Source organism: Actinomadura geliboluensis, from assembly GCF_043197915.1.
Lineage (GTDB): Bacteria > Actinomycetota > Actinomycetes > Streptosporangiales > Streptosporangiaceae > Spirillospora > Spirillospora geliboluensis.
On the sequence record NZ_JBICUA010000001.1, the window covers coordinates 187,704 to 205,246 of the forward strand.

20 protein-coding genes are annotated in these 17,543 nt (G+C 73.3%); 12 read left to right on the forward strand and 8 right to left on the reverse strand.

What is annotated here, in order from left to right; translation table 11 throughout:
- The first annotated feature begins 9 nt into the window (after positions 1 to 9).
- Positions 10 to 894, forward strand: a complete 885-nt coding sequence (gene ehuA / locus ACGFI1_RS00930; protein WP_387073896.1) for an ectoine/hydroxyectoine ABC transporter ATP-binding protein EhuA — start codon at positions 10 to 12, stop codon at positions 892 to 894.
- 105 nt (positions 895 to 999) lie between these two features.
- Here the strand turns inward: ehuA and ACGFI1_RS00935 are convergent, their stop codons facing one another.
- Complete coding sequence (locus ACGFI1_RS00935; RefSeq protein WP_392781729.1) at positions 1,000 to 1,653, reverse strand: HD domain-containing protein; 654 nt, start codon at positions 1,651 to 1,653, stop codon at positions 1,000 to 1,002.
- 103 nt (positions 1,654 to 1,756) lie between these two features.
- Here ACGFI1_RS00935 and ACGFI1_RS00940 point away from each other — a divergent pair, with 103 nt between their 5' ends.
- The 4 genes from ACGFI1_RS00940 (at position 1,757) to ACGFI1_RS00955 (ending at position 5,535) form a co-directional block, all read left to right on the forward strand.
- Positions 1,757 to 2,713 (forward strand): GlxA family transcriptional regulator, encoded by a 957-nt coding sequence (locus tag ACGFI1_RS00940; protein WP_392781732.1) that lies wholly within the window; start codon positions 1,757 to 1,759, stop codon positions 2,711 to 2,713.
- 69 nt (positions 2,714 to 2,782) lie between these two features.
- A complete protein-coding gene (locus tag ACGFI1_RS00945; RefSeq protein WP_386868600.1) occupies positions 2,783 to 3,955 on the forward strand; it encodes a thiolase family protein in 1,173 nt (390 codons plus the stop codon).
- A gap of 3 nt (positions 3,956 to 3,958) precedes the next feature.
- Positions 3,959 to 4,330 carry a Zn-ribbon domain-containing OB-fold protein gene (locus ACGFI1_RS00950; protein WP_392781735.1) on the forward strand — a complete coding sequence of 124 codons (372 nt, stop codon included), beginning with the start codon at positions 3,959 to 3,961 and terminating at the stop codon, positions 4,328 to 4,330.
- 68 nt (positions 4,331 to 4,398) lie between these two features.
- Positions 4,399 to 5,535, forward strand: coding sequence for an NAD(P)H-dependent flavin oxidoreductase (locus ACGFI1_RS00955; RefSeq protein WP_138639686.1), 1,137 nt, complete (start codon positions 4,399 to 4,401; stop codon positions 5,533 to 5,535).
- A 128-nt stretch (positions 5,536 to 5,663) separates the two neighbouring features.
- On the opposite strand, the gene ACGFI1_RS00960 is transcribed toward ACGFI1_RS00955, so the two are convergent.
- Positions 5,664 to 7,091 (reverse strand): MFS transporter, encoded by a 1,428-nt coding sequence (locus ACGFI1_RS00960; protein ID WP_392781738.1) that lies wholly within the window; start codon positions 7,089 to 7,091, stop codon positions 5,664 to 5,666.
- A gap of 106 nt (positions 7,092 to 7,197) precedes the next feature.
- On the opposite strand from ACGFI1_RS00960, the gene ACGFI1_RS00965 reads away from it, so the two are divergent.
- Complete coding sequence (locus tag ACGFI1_RS00965) at positions 7,198 to 7,692, forward strand: winged helix-turn-helix transcriptional regulator (RefSeq protein ID WP_386868606.1); 495 nt, start codon at positions 7,198 to 7,200, stop codon at positions 7,690 to 7,692.
- Here the strand turns inward: ACGFI1_RS00965 and ACGFI1_RS00970 are convergent.
- Positions 7,689 to 8,099, reverse strand: coding sequence for an ATP-binding protein (locus tag ACGFI1_RS00970; RefSeq protein ID WP_392781741.1), 411 nt, complete (start codon positions 8,097 to 8,099; stop codon positions 7,689 to 7,691). The genes ACGFI1_RS00965 and ACGFI1_RS00970 overlap by 4 nt on opposite strands.
- A gap of 146 nt (positions 8,100 to 8,245) precedes the next feature.
- Between ACGFI1_RS00970 and ACGFI1_RS00975 the strand changes: the two genes are divergently transcribed.
- Both ACGFI1_RS00975 and ACGFI1_RS00980 read left to right on the forward strand, forming a co-directional pair.
- Entirely contained in the window at positions 8,246 to 9,097 is an 852-nt protein-coding gene (locus ACGFI1_RS00975) for a helix-turn-helix domain-containing protein (protein WP_392781744.1), read from the forward strand.
- Complete coding sequence (locus tag ACGFI1_RS00980) at positions 9,094 to 9,300, forward strand: DUF397 domain-containing protein (protein ID WP_392781746.1); 207 nt, start codon at positions 9,094 to 9,096, stop codon at positions 9,298 to 9,300. Before ACGFI1_RS00975 ends, ACGFI1_RS00980 begins: the two co-directional genes overlap by 4 nt.
- Before the next feature lie 154 nt (positions 9,301 to 9,454).
- Here ACGFI1_RS00980 and ACGFI1_RS00985 read toward each other — a convergent pair whose 3' ends face one another.
- A complete protein-coding gene (locus tag ACGFI1_RS00985) occupies positions 9,455 to 10,978 on the reverse strand; it encodes a serine/threonine-protein kinase (RefSeq protein ID WP_392781749.1) in 1,524 nt (507 codons plus the stop codon).
- A 112-nt stretch (positions 10,979 to 11,090) separates the two neighbouring features.
- On the opposite strand from ACGFI1_RS00985, the gene ACGFI1_RS00990 reads away from it, so the two are divergent.
- Together ACGFI1_RS00990 and ACGFI1_RS00995 are read left to right on the forward strand one after the other, a co-directional pair.
- Entirely contained in the window at positions 11,091 to 12,104 is a 1,014-nt protein-coding gene (locus ACGFI1_RS00990; RefSeq protein WP_392781752.1) for a methyltransferase, read from the forward strand.
- 120 nt (positions 12,105 to 12,224) lie between these two features.
- Positions 12,225 to 12,950: a YqjF family protein gene (locus tag ACGFI1_RS00995; protein WP_392783202.1), complete on the forward strand. Its 726-nt coding sequence runs from the start codon at positions 12,225 to 12,227 to the stop codon at positions 12,948 to 12,950.
- On the opposite strand, the gene ACGFI1_RS01000 is transcribed toward ACGFI1_RS00995, so the two are convergent.
- Positions 12,951 to 13,961, reverse strand: a complete 1,011-nt coding sequence (locus ACGFI1_RS01000) for a hypothetical protein (protein ID WP_386868616.1) — start codon at positions 13,959 to 13,961, stop codon at positions 12,951 to 12,953.
- Positions 13,962 to 14,060: 99 nt separating this feature from the next.
- Here ACGFI1_RS01000 and ACGFI1_RS01005 point away from each other — a divergent pair, with 99 nt between their 5' ends.
- Both ACGFI1_RS01005 and ACGFI1_RS01010 read left to right on the forward strand, forming a co-directional pair.
- A complete protein-coding gene (locus tag ACGFI1_RS01005; RefSeq protein WP_392781755.1) occupies positions 14,061 to 14,696 on the forward strand; it encodes a TetR/AcrR family transcriptional regulator in 636 nt (211 codons plus the stop codon).
- A 70-nt stretch (positions 14,697 to 14,766) separates the two neighbouring features.
- Positions 14,767 to 14,913 carry a hypothetical protein gene (locus ACGFI1_RS01010; RefSeq protein ID WP_392781758.1) on the forward strand — a complete coding sequence of 49 codons (147 nt, stop codon included), beginning with the start codon at positions 14,767 to 14,769 and terminating at the stop codon, positions 14,911 to 14,913.
- On the opposite strand, the gene ACGFI1_RS01015 is transcribed toward ACGFI1_RS01010, so the two are convergent.
- From ACGFI1_RS01015 to ACGFI1_RS01025, 3 genes are all read right to left on the reverse strand, one after another.
- On the reverse strand, positions 14,908 to 15,873 hold the full coding sequence (locus ACGFI1_RS01015) for a CapA family protein (protein WP_392781761.1): 966 nt from the start codon (positions 15,871 to 15,873) through the stop codon (positions 14,908 to 14,910). The two genes, ACGFI1_RS01010 and ACGFI1_RS01015, sit on opposite strands and share 6 nt — an antisense overlap.
- A 56-nt stretch (positions 15,874 to 15,929) precedes the next feature.
- Complete coding sequence (locus ACGFI1_RS01020) at positions 15,930 to 16,964, reverse strand: SGNH/GDSL hydrolase family protein (RefSeq protein ID WP_392781764.1); 1,035 nt, start codon at positions 16,962 to 16,964, stop codon at positions 15,930 to 15,932.
- Between the two features lie 73 nt (positions 16,965 to 17,037).
- Positions 17,038 to 17,541 carry a GNAT family N-acetyltransferase gene (locus ACGFI1_RS01025; protein ID WP_392781766.1) on the reverse strand — a complete coding sequence of 168 codons (504 nt, stop codon included), beginning with the start codon at positions 17,539 to 17,541 and terminating at the stop codon, positions 17,038 to 17,040.
- Positions 17,542 to 17,543 lie beyond the last annotated feature (2 nt).

Here is a 17,543-nt window from a genome sequence, read left to right on the forward strand (position 1 = left end):
ACACCGGAAGTGCCGAAGGACGCAGCGGCAGACACCGCGTCCGACGTCGTCCTGGAGAAGGGCGCCTCCACCGGGAAGGACGCCGCGCCCGAGGGCGTGCCCGCCGCGGACCTGCCGCACGGCGCCGCGCCCGGAATCCGCTTCGAGAAGGTGGTCAAGCGGTTCGGCCCCAACGTGGTCCTGCGCGAGCTGGACTTCACGGTGGCGCCGGGCGAGCGCGTGACGCTGATCGGGCCGAGCGGTTCGGGCAAGACCACGATCCTGCGGCTGCTGATGACGCTGGAGAAGCTCGACGAGGGCCTCATCTGGATCGGCGACGAGACGCTCTGGCACATGGAGCGGGGCGGCAGGCGCGTCCCGGCGAACCAGAAGCACCTGCACGAGATGCGCAAGCAGGTCGGCATGGTGTTCCAGCAGTTCAACCTGTTCCCCAACATGAACGTGCTGCGCAACCTCACCGAGGGGCCGGTGCGGGTGCTGGGGGTGCCGAAGGACGAGGCGGTCGAGCGCGCCAAGGGCCTGCTCGACATGGTCGGCCTCGCCGACAAGGAGAACGCGCACCCGACCCAGCTGTCGGGCGGCCAGCAGCAGCGGGTGGCGATCGCGCGGGCGCTCGCCATGCAGCCGAAGGTGCTGCTGCTGGACGAGGTCACCTCCGCCCTGGACCCCGAGCTCGTCGTCGGCGTCCAGGACCTGCTGCGCGACATCGCGCGGCAGAGCGACCTCACGATGCTGTGCGTCACGCACGAGATGGCCTTCGCCAAGGACATCTCCAACCGGGTCCTGATGTTCGACCAGGGCCAGATCGTCGAGGAGGGCCCGCCGGAGCAGATCTTCGGCGAGCCGTCCGAGCAGCGCACCCGGGACTTCCTCCAGGCCGTCCTGGCGTCCTGAGCGGATCTCCGGCCCGCCGCCCGCGTCCCCGTCGCCCCGGGGACGCGGGCGGCACTTGTTTCGGCCGTACTCGTTTCGGCCGTAGGCGTCTCGGCGGTGCCCGTCTCAGCGGACGCCGGGCCAGGCACCGGCGACGAGCCGCGCCCAGTCGAGGGCAGAGGCGCCGGCGCCGTACTGGCGGGCGATCTCGGCCGGGAAGCTGCCGAGCGGGGCCTTGGCGGGCTCGCGGGCGATCTGCTCGACCATGGTCTCGGTGAGGCCGGCGCCCGGTGCGAGGCGCGGGAACGCGGTGTGCGCGCGGTCGGTAAGGCCGCCCGGGAGGGCGTCCGCGCCCATGCCGACGACGTCGGCGCCGCTGCCGGCGTGGGTGAGGGCGATCTCGGGGCGCATCCGCTCGGCGATGCCCCTGCTGGTGTGCAGGGCGATGGCCTCCCAGACGACGCGGGCCCGCTCGCCGTCCAGGCCGTGGCCGGTGAGGAACCGCGCGGCGGTGTCGGCGCCGTCCACTTCGAAGCGCCCGCCGCCGTCGCCCTGCTCGGTGAGGCCCATGTCGTGCAGGACGGCCGCGAGGAACAGCACCTCGTCGTCGTAGTCGGCGCCCGGCCGCACGCCCCGCGCCTCCCCGAGCGCGCGGCCGAACAGGTAGGTGCGGACGCTGTGGTTGGCGAGCGCGGCGGGCGCCGTCGCGAACACCAGGTCGTAGGCCATGCGGGTCAGGTCGGTGTCGGGCAGTGCGAACTCGGCGAAATGGTCGGACACGAAGACTCCTTCTTAGCTGCCGCTGGGGAACGCCACTGATCGTCCGCCGCCGGGCGGCGGCCCGGCCAGTGTCCGGATTGCCGATATGCGCTACGTTCTGGCCATGCATGTGGTGGCGGTGCTCGCGCTGGACGGTGTCGTGGCGTTCGACCTCGCCGTCCCGGGCCAGGTGTTCGGCGTGACCACCGCGTCCGGGGGCGCTCCGCTCTACGAGACGCGGGTGTGCACGCCGCCGGGCGGCGCGGCGACGTCCGCGGCGCTGGGGCGGATGCGGGTGGACGCCCCGTTCGGCCTGGACGCGCTCGCCGCCGCCGACACGGTCGTCGTCCCCGGGCACGAGGACGTGCGGTCCGACCCGCCCGCCGAGGTCCTGGACGCGCTGCGCCGCGCGGCCGGGCGCGGCGCGCGGATCGCCTCGATCTGCGTCGGCGCGTTCGTGCTGGCCGCGGCCGGGCTGCTGGACGGCCGCCGCGCCACCACGCACTGGCGGTACGCCGGGGCGATGGCCCGGCGGTTCCCGGAGGTCGAGGTCGATCCGTCGGTGCTGTACGTGGACGGCGGGCAGGTCCTCACCTCGGCGGGCGTCGCGGCCGGGATCGACCTGTGCCTGCACCTCGTCCGCCGCGACCACGGCTCGGCGGCGGCGGCGCGCACCGCCCGCCGGATCGTGATGCCGCCGCAGCGGGACGGCGGCCAGGCGCAGTTCATCCGGCACGAGGACCCGCCGGACGGGGGCGCCGCGCTCCAGCCGACGCTGGCCTGGCTGGAGGCCAACCTGCACCGGCCGCTGACGCTGGACGACATCGCGCGGCAGGCGTCGGTGAGCGTCCGGACGCTGACCCGGCGGTTCCGCGAGCAGGCGGGGACGACGCCGCGGCAGTGGCTCGCGCGCGCCCGCGTGCACCGGGCGCAGCAGCTCCTGGAGAGCACGGACCTGCCGGTCGAGCGGGTCGCGGCCGAGGCCGGGTTCGGCTCGCCGGTGACGCTGCGCGCCCATTTCGCCCGGCAGGTCGGCGCGTCCCCGCTGGCCTACCGCGGCGCGTTCCGCGCCCGCTCCTGATCACCCCGCCCGGTTCCATACCGAACGTCGTTCTGTACGGTGGCACTTACGGACGAGGAGAGCGAGGCGATGGGCACTTCGAGGGGCACTTCGATCGCCGGGCTCGGGATGACCGAGCTCGGCAGGGTGTACGGGCGCAGCCCGCGGCGGCTGGCCGCGGACGCGGTGCGGCTCGCCGCCGCCGACGCGGGCCTGGCGCTCGGCGACCTGGACGGGCTGCTGGTCAGCCACGGCATGGGCGGCTCCCCCGGCATCGAGCTGGCCGGCACCCTCGGGCTGCGCGACCTGCGGCTGCTGTCGCAGGTCAACGCGTTCGGCGCGACGGCCGGGGCGATGGTGTCGTATGCGGCGTCGGCCGTGCTCAGCGGCACCGCGACCACCGTGGCGTGCGTGTTCGCGGACGCACCGCTCAAGCCGAAGCAGTCGGCGGGCTCGGCCTACAACCGCGACGCCCGTGAGTGGTACGGGTTCGGCGGGATGACGGCGGCGCTCGGGCTGCGCAGCGTCAACTCCTACTACGCGCTCGCCGCGCAGCGCCACATGGCCCGGTACGGGACGACCAGCGAGCAGCTCGGCGCGATCGCGGTGGCAACGCGGGAGTGGGCGTCGCGCAACCCGCTCGCGCAGATGCGCGACCCGATCACGCTGGCGGACCACCAGAACTCGCGGTGGGTGTCCGAGCCGCTGCACCTGCTGGACTGCTGCCTGGTCTCCAACGGCGCCGTCGCGGTCATCGTGACGAGCGACGACCGGGCCCGCGACCTGGCCCGGCCGCCCGTCCACCTGTGGGGCTGGGGGCAGGGGCACCCCGGGCACCGCAAGGAGCGCGGCAGCGACTTCGGCCTGACGACCGGCGCGGCCTCCTCCGGGGCGACGGCGATGAAGATGGCCGGGATCACCCCGTCCGACGTGGACGTGTGCGAGCTGTACGACTGCTACACCTACACGGTCCTGGTGTCGCTGGAGGACTACGGGTTCTGCGCCAAGGGCGAGGGCGGCGCGTTCGCCGCGTCGGGCGCGCTCGGGCCGGGCGGGTCGCTGCCGACCAACACCGGCGGCGGGCAGCTGTCGGCGTACTACATGTGGGGCATGACGCCGCTGTCGGAGGCCGTGATCCAGGCGCGCGGGGACGGCGGGGAGCGGCAGGCGCCGGCCACCGACGTGATCCTCGTCAGCGGGAACGGCGGCATCCTCGACCACCACTCCACGCTGATCGTCAGCCCGCACCGGAAGGGGGCCTAGCCGATGGAGATCGGCGTTCTGCGGCGGGACGGGCGCACCGACCCGTTCTTCGACGGCACCGCGTCCGACCGCCTCGTGATCAAGCGCTGCGAGGCGTGCGACCAGTGGTTCGCGCCGGACGCCGCCGGCTGCCCCGGGTGCGGCGAGGAGGACCTCGGCTGGGCCGAGGCGAGCGGCGCCGCGACCCTGGTGACCTGGACCGTCCTGCCCAAGGACCCGCCGGCCTTCCTGGCGCTGGTCGAGCTGGCCGAAGGGCCGTGGCTGCACGCCCGGCTGGACGGCGTGGCGGGGGCGGACCTGCGCGAGGGGCTGCCGCTGTGGGCCGTGTTCGAGCATCCGGACGAGGGCGAGTCCTACATCCTGTTCCGGCCCTGACCGGCACCGGCCTCCCGGGCCCCGGCCGGCACTGGACCGAATGACGTTCGGTCCATTAGCGTCGGGGCATGAACACCGAGGTCTGCGAACGGTTCGGCATCGAGTTCCCGCTGTTCGCCTTCAGCCACTGCCGCGACGTCGTCGCCGCCGTCACCAACGCCGGCGGATTCGGCGTCCTCGGGGCCGTCGCCTACACCCCCGAGCGGCTGGAGGAGGAGCTGCGCTGGATCGACGACCACGTCCACGGCCGCCCCTACGGGGTGGACGTGCTGGTCCCCGGCAAGATCGACAAGGCGGCGGAGAGCGGCGGCGGCCTCGACGCGATGCTCGCCGCGGTCCCGGACGAGCACTGGACGTTCCTCACCGGCCTGTTCGAGAAGTACGACGTGCCGCTGCCCGACTTCGACAAGGCCAGGCGGTCCAACTCGCGCGGCGGCACGCAGGTCACCAAGAAGGGCGCCACCGAGCTGATCGACGTGTCGCTCGCGCACCCCATCGGGCTCATCGCCAGCGCCCTCGGCACCCCTCCCCCGCTCATGGTGGACAAGGCCCGGGAGGCGGGCGTCCCCGTCGCCGCGCTGGTCGGCACGTCCGAGCACGCCCGCCGCCAGGTCGCCGCCGGCGCCGACCTGATCATCGCGCAGGGCGGCGAGGCCGGCGGGCACACCGGCGAGATCTCCACGATGGTGCTCGTCCCCGAGGTCGTCGACACGGTCGCGCCGGTGCCCGTCCTCGCGGCGGGCGGCATCGCCACCGGCCGGCAGATGGCCGCCGCGCTCGCGCTCGGCGCGTCCGGCGTCTGGTGCGGCTCGGTCTGGCTCACCACGGAGGAGGCGGAGACGTCCCCGGCCGTCAAGGAGAAGATGCTCGCCGCCACGTCCCGCGACACGATCCGGTCGCGGTCGCGCACCGGCAAGCCCGCCCGGCAGCTGCGCTCCGCCTGGACCGAGGAGTGGGAGGGCCCCGCGTCCCCCGGCCCGCTCGGCATGCCGCTGCAGATGATCGTCGCCGAGGGCGCGATGCGGCAGATCACCAAGGTGGCCGAGTCCGGAAACCCCGGCGCCCGCGCGCTCGCCAACTACTTCGTCGGCCAGTGCGTCGGCCTGATGAACACCGTCAAGCCCGCCCGCCAGGTCGTCTACGACATGGTCGAGGACTTCGCGAACGCCGTGGAGCGCCTCAACCGCATCACGAGCGAGGACTGACCGGGGACGCCCCTTGGCGTCGACGGTGGTCATGGTCGCGTACACGATGTCGCCGATGCAGGCGTCGAACTGGTCCTTGATCTCGGCGAACAACGTCGCTTTCGTGGCCACTGCTCTTCCCTTCCTGCTCAGGCGGCGGTCTTGGCCGGCTCTGCGCGCGTGCTTCCGCTGGTGGACGCTTCGTCCGGGGCGGCGGGTGCACGGAGGCCGAACGCGATCACGACCGCGCCGAGTGCCGCCGCCGCGGCCGGGACGGCCAGGGCGGTCCGCAGCGCGTCCAGGCCCGTGCCGGCGGCGACGCTGACGGCGGTGACGGCCGACAGCCCGAGCGCCGTCCCGAACTGGAAGGACGTGTAGAGCAGGCCGCCCGCCAGGCCGTGCTCGCCCTCCTCGACACCCTCGGTCGCCGCCATCGTCAGCGGCCCGTAGCACAGCGAGAAGGCCAGGCCGAGCAGGACCAGCGACGGCAGCATGGCGGTGTAGGCCCAGTCGGCGCCGACGGGCAGGAACAGTGCGTACCCGGCCGCCGCGAGCAGCATCCCGCCGAACAGGACGCGGGTGTTGCCGAAGCGGTTCACCAGTCGCGGGGTCAGCGTGGGCGCGAGCACCGTGTCGACGCCGATCACCAGCATGGCGAGGCCGGTCTGCATCGTGCTCCAGCCGCGCACCTCCTGGAAGTACAGGGTGGCGAGGAACTGGAAGCCCGCGAACGCACCCAGGAACAGCAGCGCGGCCACGTTCACCCGCACCAGCGGGACCGTCCGCAGGATGCCGAGCCGCACCAGCGGCGACCTCGACCGCCGCTCGACCGCGGCGAACAGCCCGAGCAGCGCCGCGCCCGCCGCGAAAACGGCGGCTGTCGGCCATGCGCCCTCGCCGGGATTCTCCAGCCGGACCACCCCGTACGCCAGCAGCAGCATCGCCCCCGTGACGGCCAGCGCTCCCGCGATGTCGAATCCGCCCTCGGCGCGCGCCGCATCCGTGCCGCGGAGCAGGACCAGCGCCGCCACCAGGATCAGCGCCGCCATGATGACCGGCGCGAAGAACACCCACCGCCAGCCGAAGGACGCGAGCACGCCGCCGGCGACCAAGCCCAGCGAGAACCCGCCCGCCGCCGTCCCCGCGTACACTCCGAGCGCCCGGGTGCGCGCCGGGCCCTCGGGGAAGGTGGAGGTGACCAGCGCCAGCCCGGCAGGCGCCATGAAAGCGGCGGCGACGCCCGTGACGAACCGCGCGGCCAGCAGCATCCAGCCCCCGGTGGCGAATCCGCCGACGCCGGAGAAGACCAGGAACACCGCCAGCCACAGCAGGAACATCCGCCGGTGCCCCAGCAGGTCGGCGGCCCGGCCGCCCAGCAGCATGAATCCGCCGTAGCCGAGCACGTACGCGCTCACCACGCCGCTCAGCATCCCGGTGGACAGCCCCAGGTCGGCGCGGATCGACGGCAGCGCCACGTTCAGCATCGCGACGTCGATCCCCTCCAGGAAGATCGCGCCGCACAGCACCATCAGGACGCCCCACGCGCGTCCGCTCATCCGCACACTCGAATCGGACATCGTCGCCCGGCTCTCCTTCGACGGGGAACCGGTCCCGGAGCGGTTCCCCGAGTGCCCGCCGGTTCCCTCTTGTAACCGGCAACATCGTCGGGCACCATCGGTGAGCATGGAAGACGGCACTTCCGGGTCCCTCGGTTACTGCGGGGATACCGGCATCGACGACGACGTTCTCCAGTGGGACCAGCGCGCCGACTGCGAGGTGCGGCAGATCCTCGACCGCGTCGCCGACAAATGGTCGCTGCTGGTGATCGCGCTGCTCGACAAGCGGAGCCTCCGCTTCACCGAGCTGCGCCGCGCGATCGACGGTGTCAGCCAGCGGATGCTGACCCGCACGCTCCGGCACCTGGAACGCGACGGCCTGGTGAGCCGCACGGTTCACGCGACCGTCCCGCCGCGCGTGGACTACCGGCTGACGCCGATGGGCGCGACCCTGCACAGCACCATCAACGCGCTGGTCGTCTGGACGGAGGAGCACCAGAACGCCATCGCCGCGGCCCGCGCCGCCTACGACGAGCGCGCCGCCGCCGAACAGGCCGCCGCCGAACGCGAAGCGGCCGAACGCGACGCCATCGCCCGCGCCGCGCTGCCGACCCGGCGCTAGTCCAACCGGAGGGGCGGCGGCCCGGGGAACCGCATCCACACCACCGTCCGCTCCCCGTCCGGCCGCACGCCCCACTCCAGGCTCAGCGCGTCGATGATCCGCAGCCCCCGCCCGTCCTCGGCGAGCGGATCGTCCCGCATCACCGGCCGCGTCCCGCCCGCCCCGTCATCGGCGACCTCGGCGACGACGTCCCCGTCCATCACGGAGAACAGCACCGTCACCCTCCCCCGCCGCCCCGACGCGGTGTGCTCGACCGCGTTCGTGAACGCCTCGTTCACGCACGTCTGGACGTCCCCGAGCGACGGATGCCCCTCCCCCAGCATGTCCCGCGCGAAGAGGCGCACATGCTTCGCCGACCGCTCCACGCCCGGCAGCGTGAGCGCCGCGATGACCTCGCTGATCGCCATGAAGATCCCTTCTCTCGGGACTCAGGCTCCAAGCACGGCGCGACGGCCGCACCACGTTCCGTGTTCTCCGAAAGGACCCCTCACTGAAAATTCAGCGCTCTCCCGTTTTCCGGACATCCGACTCCGTAGCGTGACACTCTGATCACATGTCGGAAGCGACCCTGTCCACGACGCGCCGCCGCAAGATCGGACGAGTGCTCCGCCGACTGCGTGAGGAGTCCGGATACACCCTCAAGACCGCCGGCGCGCACCTCGAACGCTCCCCCTCGTCCCTGAGCCAGATCGAGAACGGCGTGCAATGGCTGCGCCTCCGCGACCTCGGCTTCATCCTCGACCGGTACAACGTCCCCACCGACCTCCGCGCCGCCCTCATGACCCTGGCCGAACAAGACCGCCAACCGGGCTGGTGGGACGCCTACCGAGACCTGGTCAGCCCCGAGGCCCTCGACCGGGTCTCCCTGGAATACGACGCCTCCCGCATCATCACCACGGAGACCACGTTCATCCCCGGCCTCCTCCAGACCGAAAGCTACGCCCGCGCCGTCATCCGAGGTCTCACCCCCAAGCACCCGGACGCCACCTTGGAGCGCTACGTGGAATTTCGTCTGGCAAGGCAGCAGATACTGTTCGGCGGATCACCGGCAATTCTCGAGGTCATCCTCGACGAAGCAGCGCTTCGCCGGATGCGCGGCGGCCGCAATGTGATGCGCTCTCAACTTCGGAGACTGTTGAACCAGGCGGAACTCGACAACGTGCTACTCCACGTCCTGCCTCTGGCCGTTGACGCAGGTCCGGCGTATGTCGGCCAGTTCCAACTGCTGGACATCGGCGCGCCGATACTCAGCACGACGCTAACGGATCACCCCACTGGCCAATGGCTCATAGAGGACGACGAGCAGGTCGATCAGTACCGGAGAATCTTCGAGGAGGTCCGGTCGGCCTGTCTTCCAGAAGCGGCCTCGCTCGACATGATCCACAGCATAATGTCGGAGCTATGAGAGGCTCAGATCTTCCGCACACGACCTGGCGCAAGAGCAGCCGCAGTGGTTCCCAGGGAGGCGACTGCGTCGAGATAGCGGGCGCCGACCAGGGGGTGGCGGTGCGGGACTCCAAGGATCCGGACGGCCCCGTCCTCACCTTCGCTCCCCGCGCCTGGAACGATTTCCTCACCAAACTCAAGGACCGGCATTCCTCCTTGTAGATGCGGGTGGCGGGGGCGCTTTACCGGGTGTCCTCCGCCAGGTGCACGAGAGCCGGCCCCCGCGAAGCCGGCGCTCCACCTGCGTGTTCCCGACCTGCAATCAGCCCTCGCACCGGTGCGACCACGCACCATACGGTCCCCTGGCGGACGGGCATCACGTGCCGCCGTGGCCGGCGTCCGCCTTAGGCCGGTCGGCCTGGCGGGCGAGCTGGACGGTGGTCCAGGCCAGGCCCATGAGGGCGAGCGCGGTCACGAGCATCCATTCGTCGATGAGGTCGACGGTGACCGGGGCCAGGTTGACCGACCTGCCCAGGGCCCCGAAGGCGATCACCGGCCACAGCACCGCGACGAAGCCCTCAAGGACGACGGCCGGCCCGAGCAGTGCCCCGAGCGGCCTGCGGGACGGCGTTCCGGCGAGCAGTGGCCTGTTCACCGCCGTGAAGGCGAGCATGAGCGCGGCCGCGCCCGCCAGCCAGGCGAAGACCATGCCGTACCCGACGTCGGCGGTCCCGGAGTACCACAGGTCCGCCGCGATGGGGATCCGTCCCACCGGCGCCGCGAGGAGGGCCGCCAGGTCGACGACGACCACACCGGCGAGGACGAGCACGGGCCGGTGCGGGAGGCTCCACAGCCATGCCGAGAGGGCGATCAGAAGCACCAGCAGCCCCATCAGCCAGTACGGGCCTTCCTCCAGCACGACTTTCGCCCCCATCCCGTCGTGGAGCTGGAACGGCAACAGGAGGGTGCCGGCGACGGCGGTCCAGGCGCAGGCGAGAGCGCCCCTGGCGGCGACCGGACGGCGGCTTTCGTGCGCGGGCCCCGGAGCTGACGGACGATTAGGGGCAGTAGGCCGTTCGCCGCCATCGGCCACGGCGGTGAGCAGGGCGCGGGCCTGTGCGGGAGTCAGCCGGGCGGCGGGATCTTTGCGGAGCAAGCCGGTCAGGAGTCGCGCGAGCGGCCCGCCGCACGCGGGTGGGGGCGGCTCCTGTGTGGCGATGGCGATGAACAGGGCACTGTGGGTGGGGGCGGTGAACGGCGGGCGGCCCTCCACCGCCGCGTACAGGGTCGCGCCTAACGACCACAGGTCAGAGGCGGGCGTGGCAGGGTGGCCGTGCACCTGCTCGGGCGACATGTAGGCGGGCGTGCCCAGCACCGCGCCCGAGCGGGTGAGCGTGGCGTCGCCCTCCACCGCGGCGATGCCGAAGTCGGTGAGGACGACCCGCTCCCCCTCCAGCAGCACGTTGGCGGGCTTGACGTCGCGGTGCACGATTCCCTGCGCGTGCGCGGCCGACAGGGCGTCCAGCATCGCCAGGCCGATTGCGGCCACCTGCCGCGCGGGTAACCGCCCCTGTTCCGCCAGCAGCCGCTCCAGCGACCAGCCCCGGATCAGCTCCATCACGATCCACGGGCGGCCGTCCTCGCCCATGACCCGGTCGTAGACGGTGACGATGGCCGGGTGCCGCAGCCGGGCGGCGGCCCGGGCCTCGCGCTCCATCCGCGCGTACCACACCGCCCGCTCCTGCTCGGTGACCTGCTCGGGCACCCGCAGTTCCTTGATGGCGACCTCGCGGTCGAGGTCGGCGTCATGGGCCCGCCACACCGACCCCATGCCGCCCTGCCCGATCCGCCCGAGGTTGCGGTAGCGGCCCGCCAGCACCCCTTCACGGTCCCAGCTCACGATCAGAATTTACCGCGCCCTCCCCGACGGGACCGGGTCGAAGGCGCGCTGCCGTGGGCGGGGCGGTGCCAGGATTGCCGGTGCGGGACCGGACGACCGTCGAGGAGGCGCCATGGCCGAGGATGCTCAGGGGTGGGGCGGGGAGCTGTGGGCGGCCGCCGATCTGCTCACTCCGATGGCGATCCGGGTGGCGGCGACGCTGCGGCTGGCCGACCACATCGCGGGCGGCGCGCGGACGGTCGAGGCGCTCGCCGCGGCGGCGGGCGCCGAAGCCGACGCGCTGGGACGGCTCATGGGGCATCTGGTGACCGCCCGTGTGCTGGTTCGCGAGGACGACGGCGCCTATGAGCTGACTGACCTGGGCGAGCAGCTTCGCGATGACCATCCAGGGGGCCTGCGGGTCTGGCTCGACCTGGAAGGGGCCATCGGGCATGCCGATCTGTGCTTCACCGAACTGCTCCACACCGTGCGCACCGGGGAGCCCGCCTTCCCGCGTCGTTTCGGCCGGACGTTCTGGGAGGACCTGTCGGCCGACGCGCGGCGTGCGGCGTCGTTCGACGCGTTGATGGGCGGGCGGCTGGCGGAGGAGGCGCCCGTGCTGGCCGCCGCCTACCCCTGGGGCGGCCTCGGTCGCGTGGTCGACGTGGGCGGCGGCGACGGGAGCCTGCTGATCGCCCTCCTTCGCGCCCACGAAGACCTGCGCGGAACGGTGATCGACCTGGCCGGGCCGATCGCGCGCGCCAAGGCGGCCATCGCCGGGGCCGGGCTGGACGACCGGGCCGACGCCGAGGCGGGCAGCTTCTTCGACCCCCTTCCCGCCGGGGCCGGCGGATACCTGCTCTCGGGCGTCCTCCACGACTGGGACGACGAGCAGGCCGCGCGGATCCTGCGGCGGTGCGCCGAGGCGGCAGCGGGGACGGGGAAGGTGCTCGTGGTGGAGCACGTCGCCAACGTCGAGGGCGACACGCGGGACACCGAAGGCGACCTGCGGATGCTGTGCTACGTCCGCGGCAGGGAGCGCACCCTGGCCGAACTGGGCGAGCTGGCCGCGTCGGCCGGTCTGCGGGTCGGCTCGGTCAGGCCGGGCGGGCTGCACTCGATCGTCGAGCTGGAGCCGTCCGGCTGACCGGAGGAACGCTCCCACGCGGACCGGCGGGTGATCGCCGGCGCGGCGCCGTCCGGGTCCAGGGGAGCCCTGGCAAGCGTCCGGCCGGAGGGGTCGTGGGACGATGGCGCCGTGTCCGTGATGCCGGAGCCCATTGCGGCCGACGCGCCGGGAGTGATCTCCCGGCCACTGCTCACGCAGTGGTGGCTCGACCTGGCGTTCGTCCACTGGGCCGTGGAGCCGCGGCGGGTCGCGCCGCTGCTGCCGGACGGCGTCGAACCCGACACGCTGGACGGGGTCACCTATGTCGGCCTCGTCGCCTTCTGGATGGACCGGGTCGGGTGGCTCGGGCTGCCCGGCGTCCCCTACCTCGGGACGTTCCCGGAGACGAACGTCCGGCTGTACTCGGTGGACGCGCGGGGGCGGCGGGGCGTGGTGTTCCGGTCGCTGGACGCCTCGCGGCTGCTGCCCGTGGCGATCGCGCGGGCGGTGTTCCGGATGCCGTACCAGTGGTCGCGCATGTCCGTCCGGGCCCGCAAGGACGTCGTCAGCTACACCAGCTCACGGCGGTGGCCCGGGCCGCGCGGCGCCTACAGCCGGATCGACGTGCGGATCGGCGAGCGGGTGGCGAAACCGTCCGAACTGGAGCATTTCCTCACCGCGCGCTGGGGCATGCACAACGAGGTCTTCGGGCGGGTGCGGTTCCTGCCGAACGTCCACCCGCGTTGGCCGCTGCACCGGGCGACGCTGCTGCGCTGCGAGCAGGACCTCGTGGCGGCGGCGGGGCTGCCGGGGCCGCTGGGCGAGCCGGTCAGCGTGCTGTACTCGCCGGGCGTGCCGGTGCGTTTCGGCCTGCCCGACGGCTGATCACTCGACCGGAGGGCCGGGGAAGCGCATCACCGGGTTGCTGCGGCCCGCGAGCAGCAGGACGAGCACAATCCCCGCGGCGGCGTAGCAGCCGAGCACGATCAGAGGCCGGGCCAGGTCGTTGCCGTCGAAGTAGACGGCGTTCCGGACCGCCTCCGTCCCGGCCCAGTTGGGCAGCCACGGGCCGACATCCCGCCAGAACCCCGGCAGCATCTGCAGCGGCCACGGCCCCCCGGCGGCCGGGTTGCCGAGCACGACGAACACCACGATCGCCAGTGCCGTCCCGATGATGCCGAGCAGGCTCTCGGCGGCGGCCGTCGCGACCGCGATGGCGAACACGCAGAGCGCGCCGACGCCGGTGAGCAGCCAGGGGTGGCCGGGCAGGTAGCCGTAGCCGGTCTCCACGATCAGCGTCCCGGCGGCGCCGACGGCCGCCGAGTACACCGCGAAGGCCAGCAGGCGGACGACCGCGTCGCGCGGCGTCCGGGCCGCCATCCCCCGGTAGAGGCCGACGATCGCGGCGACGAGGTAGCCGCTGACGATCCACGCGATCACCAGGTAGAACGGGACGAGCCCTTCGGAGTCCCCGGGGTCGGCGGGCACCACGTCCTGCACGGCCAGGGTCTGCCCGCTGGACGCCGCGACCTGCGCGAACGCGCCGCGCAGCAGGCCGCTGGTGGCCGGGCCGAAGGCGGTGGTGACGAGCAGCCGGCCCTGCTGCGGCACGTAGGCGCCGTAGACGTCGCGGTGGCGGATCGCCCGCCGCGCGGACTCGGCGGTCGGGTACGCGCGCGTGTCGAACTGGTCGCCCCGGCGGTCCAGCGCGGCGCCGACACGGGCCGCGGCGTCCGGCGGGCCGACCACGGCCACCGGCAGCCGGTGCGGGTGCGGCGCGTGGAGCCCGCCCACGTAGGACGCGATGAACGCCGCGCCGAGCAGGAAGACGGCCGCCATGAACAGGGCGGTGACCGGATAGGAGACACCGCGTTCGGGCTGAGGCGAGCCGGTCATTGCCTATGGCTACCCTGCCGTCACGATACGTAACTGCGGTTGCGCGCGCGGGGTGCGGATGCTTTTATAAATGCACATTCATTTATTAATGGGGGTGCGATGGCGGGGCGGCCGAGGGGCGTCGGCGACGCGGCGATCCTGCGGGCGGCGGTCGAGGTGATCGGACGGGTCGGACCGGCCCGGCTCACCCTCGCCGCCGTGGCAGGCGAGGTGGGGGTGGTGCCGGGCACGCTCGTCCAGCGGTTCGGGTCCAAGCGCGGGCTGCTGGTGGCGCTGGCCGCGTCCGCCGTCCGGGACGCCGACGCGCTGCACGAGCGGGCGAGGGCGGGGCACGCGTCGGCGCTCGCGGCGCTCGACGCCTTCGCGGTCGAGGGGATGTCCGAGATGTCCACGCCGGAGCGGTTCGCGAACCACCTGGCCTTCCTGTGCGCGGACCTCACCGACCCCGAGCTGCACGAGCACGCCCTGGCCGTCCACCGGGCGCAGTGCCGCGTGATCGAGCTGCTGCTCGGCGAGGCGGCGGCCGGCGGCGAGCTCCGCCCCGGCACCGACACCCGCGCCCTGGCCCGGACGATCCGGGCCGTCGTCGCGGGAACCGGCCTGAGCTGGGCCCTCGACCGCGAGGGGACGCTGCCGGAGCGGCTCCGCCAGGAAATCCGCGCCGTCCTCGCACCGCACGTCCGCGAGGACGCGCCGCACCTCCGCACGGGCAGGGAGGAACCATGGGGATACTGACCGGGCGTACTCGGAGTCCCCCGCCTATCTCGGACGGGCGGTCGCCGCCCTGGCCGCCGACCCGAACATCATGGACAAGTCGGGCCGGGCGCTGGCCACCTGGGGTCTCTACGAGGAGTACGGCTTCACCGACGCCGACGGCACGCGACCGGACTTCGCCGCCCACTGGGCCGAGGCGCTGGTGGACGAGTACGGGCCGCTCGGCGACCCGCTATAGCCCGCCGATGACGAGGCGGCCGCCCCGCACGGCGACGTCCGTCCCGAAGGCGCGGCAGGCGGCGGTGAACCGCTCGGTGATCCAGGCGTGGTCGGCGCCCTCCGCGCACTCCGTGCGGGCGAAGTCCAGCCGGAGCGGCACCGCCTCGAACCGGGAGGGCCGCCCTTCGTCCACGGTGACCAGGAACAGCAGGCCCAGGTCGTTGCGGAGCATCGGATCGACGATGTAGTCGTCGATGAAGTCGCCCATGTCGAACACGACCGGCGGGGCCGCACCGTGGAACACGTGCGCCGAACTGCCCGCGACGAGCGACGCGCCGGCGTCCACGAGGCTCCGGGCCGCCCGGCGGACGTAGCGCGGCGGCTCCGAGGTCATGTTCGGGCCCCAGTGCGGCATGACGAGCACGGTGCCGACGCCGTCCCGCAGCTCGCGGATCCGCCGCGCCAGGTCGTCCGGGACGCCCTCGCGCAGATCGGTGAAGGCGACACCGGGGCGGTCGGGCCCCGCGGCGAAGTCGGCCGGGTGGTCGGTGACGCCCACCACCGCCACCCGCGTGCCCCGCGCCTCCAGCACGGCCGGCTCCTCCGCCGCCGCGAGATCCTCTCCGGCGCCGATCGTGCGGATGCCCGCCCGCTCCAGGAGATCGACCGTGTCCGCCAGCGCGTCGGCGCCGTAGTCGAGGGCGTGGTTGTTGGCGAGCGTCACGCAGTCGACGCCCAGCTCGGCGAGGACGTCGACCGCGTCCGGCGGGGCCCGGAAGTGGAAGGGCTTGCCCGGGGCGTCCCAGGGCCGCCCCCGGTCGGAGACGCAGCACTCCAGGTTCAGCAGCGCCAGGTCCGCCTCCGCGAACGCGTCGCGCACACCGCCGGAGAACAGGCCGTGCGGGCCGGACTCGGCGATCCGGATCCCCACACCGCGCCCGAGCATGGTGTCCCCGGCGAGCGCCACCGTGATGGCCATCGGGTCCTCCCTCGACGGGACGTCCCCTCCCAGCCTACGAACCGCGCGCTCCCCCGCTAGGACAGCGGGCGGCCCGGGCCCTTCTTGATCTGCTCGATGAACAGCTGCGCGAGGGCGTGCTGGCCGGAGACCGTCGGGTGGTAGCTGCGCGGCTCGGCCTCCAGGGCGGGCAGCTTCAGCGCCAGGCCGTTCATGTAGGCGTTCTGGCTGCCGACCTCGTGCCCGGCGAACGCGCCGTAGGCGTCGACGAACTCGACGCTGCCGGGGGCGCGCGTGGCCGCCTTGCGGGCGTCGGCCTCCGCGACCGACTGCCGGATCAGCTGCCCCAGCTCGTAGGCGCGGGCGTTCAGCCAGCGCTGGTCCGACACCGTGATGTTGTCCGCGTCCACGCCGCTGACCTCGGAGAACGCCTTGGGGTACCCCATCACGACCACCCGGGCGCCGGGGGCCCGCGCGGTGATGTCGGCGAGCAGGGACGGCAGGCTCTGGCGCAGCTCGGCCATCTTCCCGGCGATCTCCTCGCCCTGCCGGGTGCAGCTCTTGCTCCACGGCAGCTTCACCACGCAGCCGGCGAGCACCTTGGAGAACCCGACGTCGTTGCCGCCGATGCTGAGGGTGATCAGGCTGGTGTCGCGCCCGATGCGCCCGATCTGCGGTGGCTCGCCGTGCCGTCCCTTCAGGACGTCGCGGGTCGTGGCGCCCGAGCAGGCCCAGAACGAGGTGCCCTTCGCGAACCGGAACGCCTGGGAGACCTCGTGGTAGTACGCCTTGGACGTCCGGTGGCAGCGGGCGAGCGGGTTGTGGTCGGCCGGGGTCGCCTCCGCGCCGACGCCCGCCGAGTAGGAGTCCCCGAGCGCGACGTAGGCGCCGCGCGTGGCCGCCTCCAGCGGCGTCGGGGCCCGCTCGGCGGCGACCGGGTCGGCGCGCTGCTCCGGGACGGGCGTCCGGCATCCGGCGCCGAACACCTCGCAGCGCGCGGCGGGCAGCGCCACCACCGGGACGACGGCCAGTGCCAGCAGGACGGCGAGGAGGACGAGCGCGGCGCGGCGCTCGCCGAGACGGTCCCGCAGCCGTGCGACCGGGCTGATCAAGCGTCCTCCTCCACGTCCCTCAGGCAGACGTCCGCGCGCCGCCGCCGGTTCCCGCCTTTACATTGTAGATCCGTTATTGGGGGCAGGGCGCCCACATGGCGACGCGCGGCCCGAGGTCGTGCAGGCCCGCCTCGATCTCGGCGGCCCAGTAGGACCCGAGCCCCGGGCCCCACCGCTCCTCCGGCAGCTCCGCGAAGCCGTGCCGGGCGTACCAGGGGCCGTTCCACGGGACGTCCCGGTACGTCAGCAGGCTGACGCCGGGCGCCCCGGACGCCGCCGCCCCCGCCATGACCTCCGCGAGCAGCGCGGCGCCGATCCCCCGCCCGGTCAGGTCGCCGCGCACCGAGATCTGCTCCAGGTGCGCGGCGCCGTCGACCTCCTCGACCGCCGCGAAGCCCACCGCCGGGTCGCCCGCCACCACGATCCGGGCGGCGCCGTCACCGATCAGCTGCTCGATCACGGTCGGGCCGGGCGGGAACACGATCCCGATCTCCCGGAACATCGCGTCGCCCGAGTTCTCGATGTCCGCCAGCCGCGGCAGGTCCGCCGGCCGCGCCGGCCGCACCTCGTACCCCATGC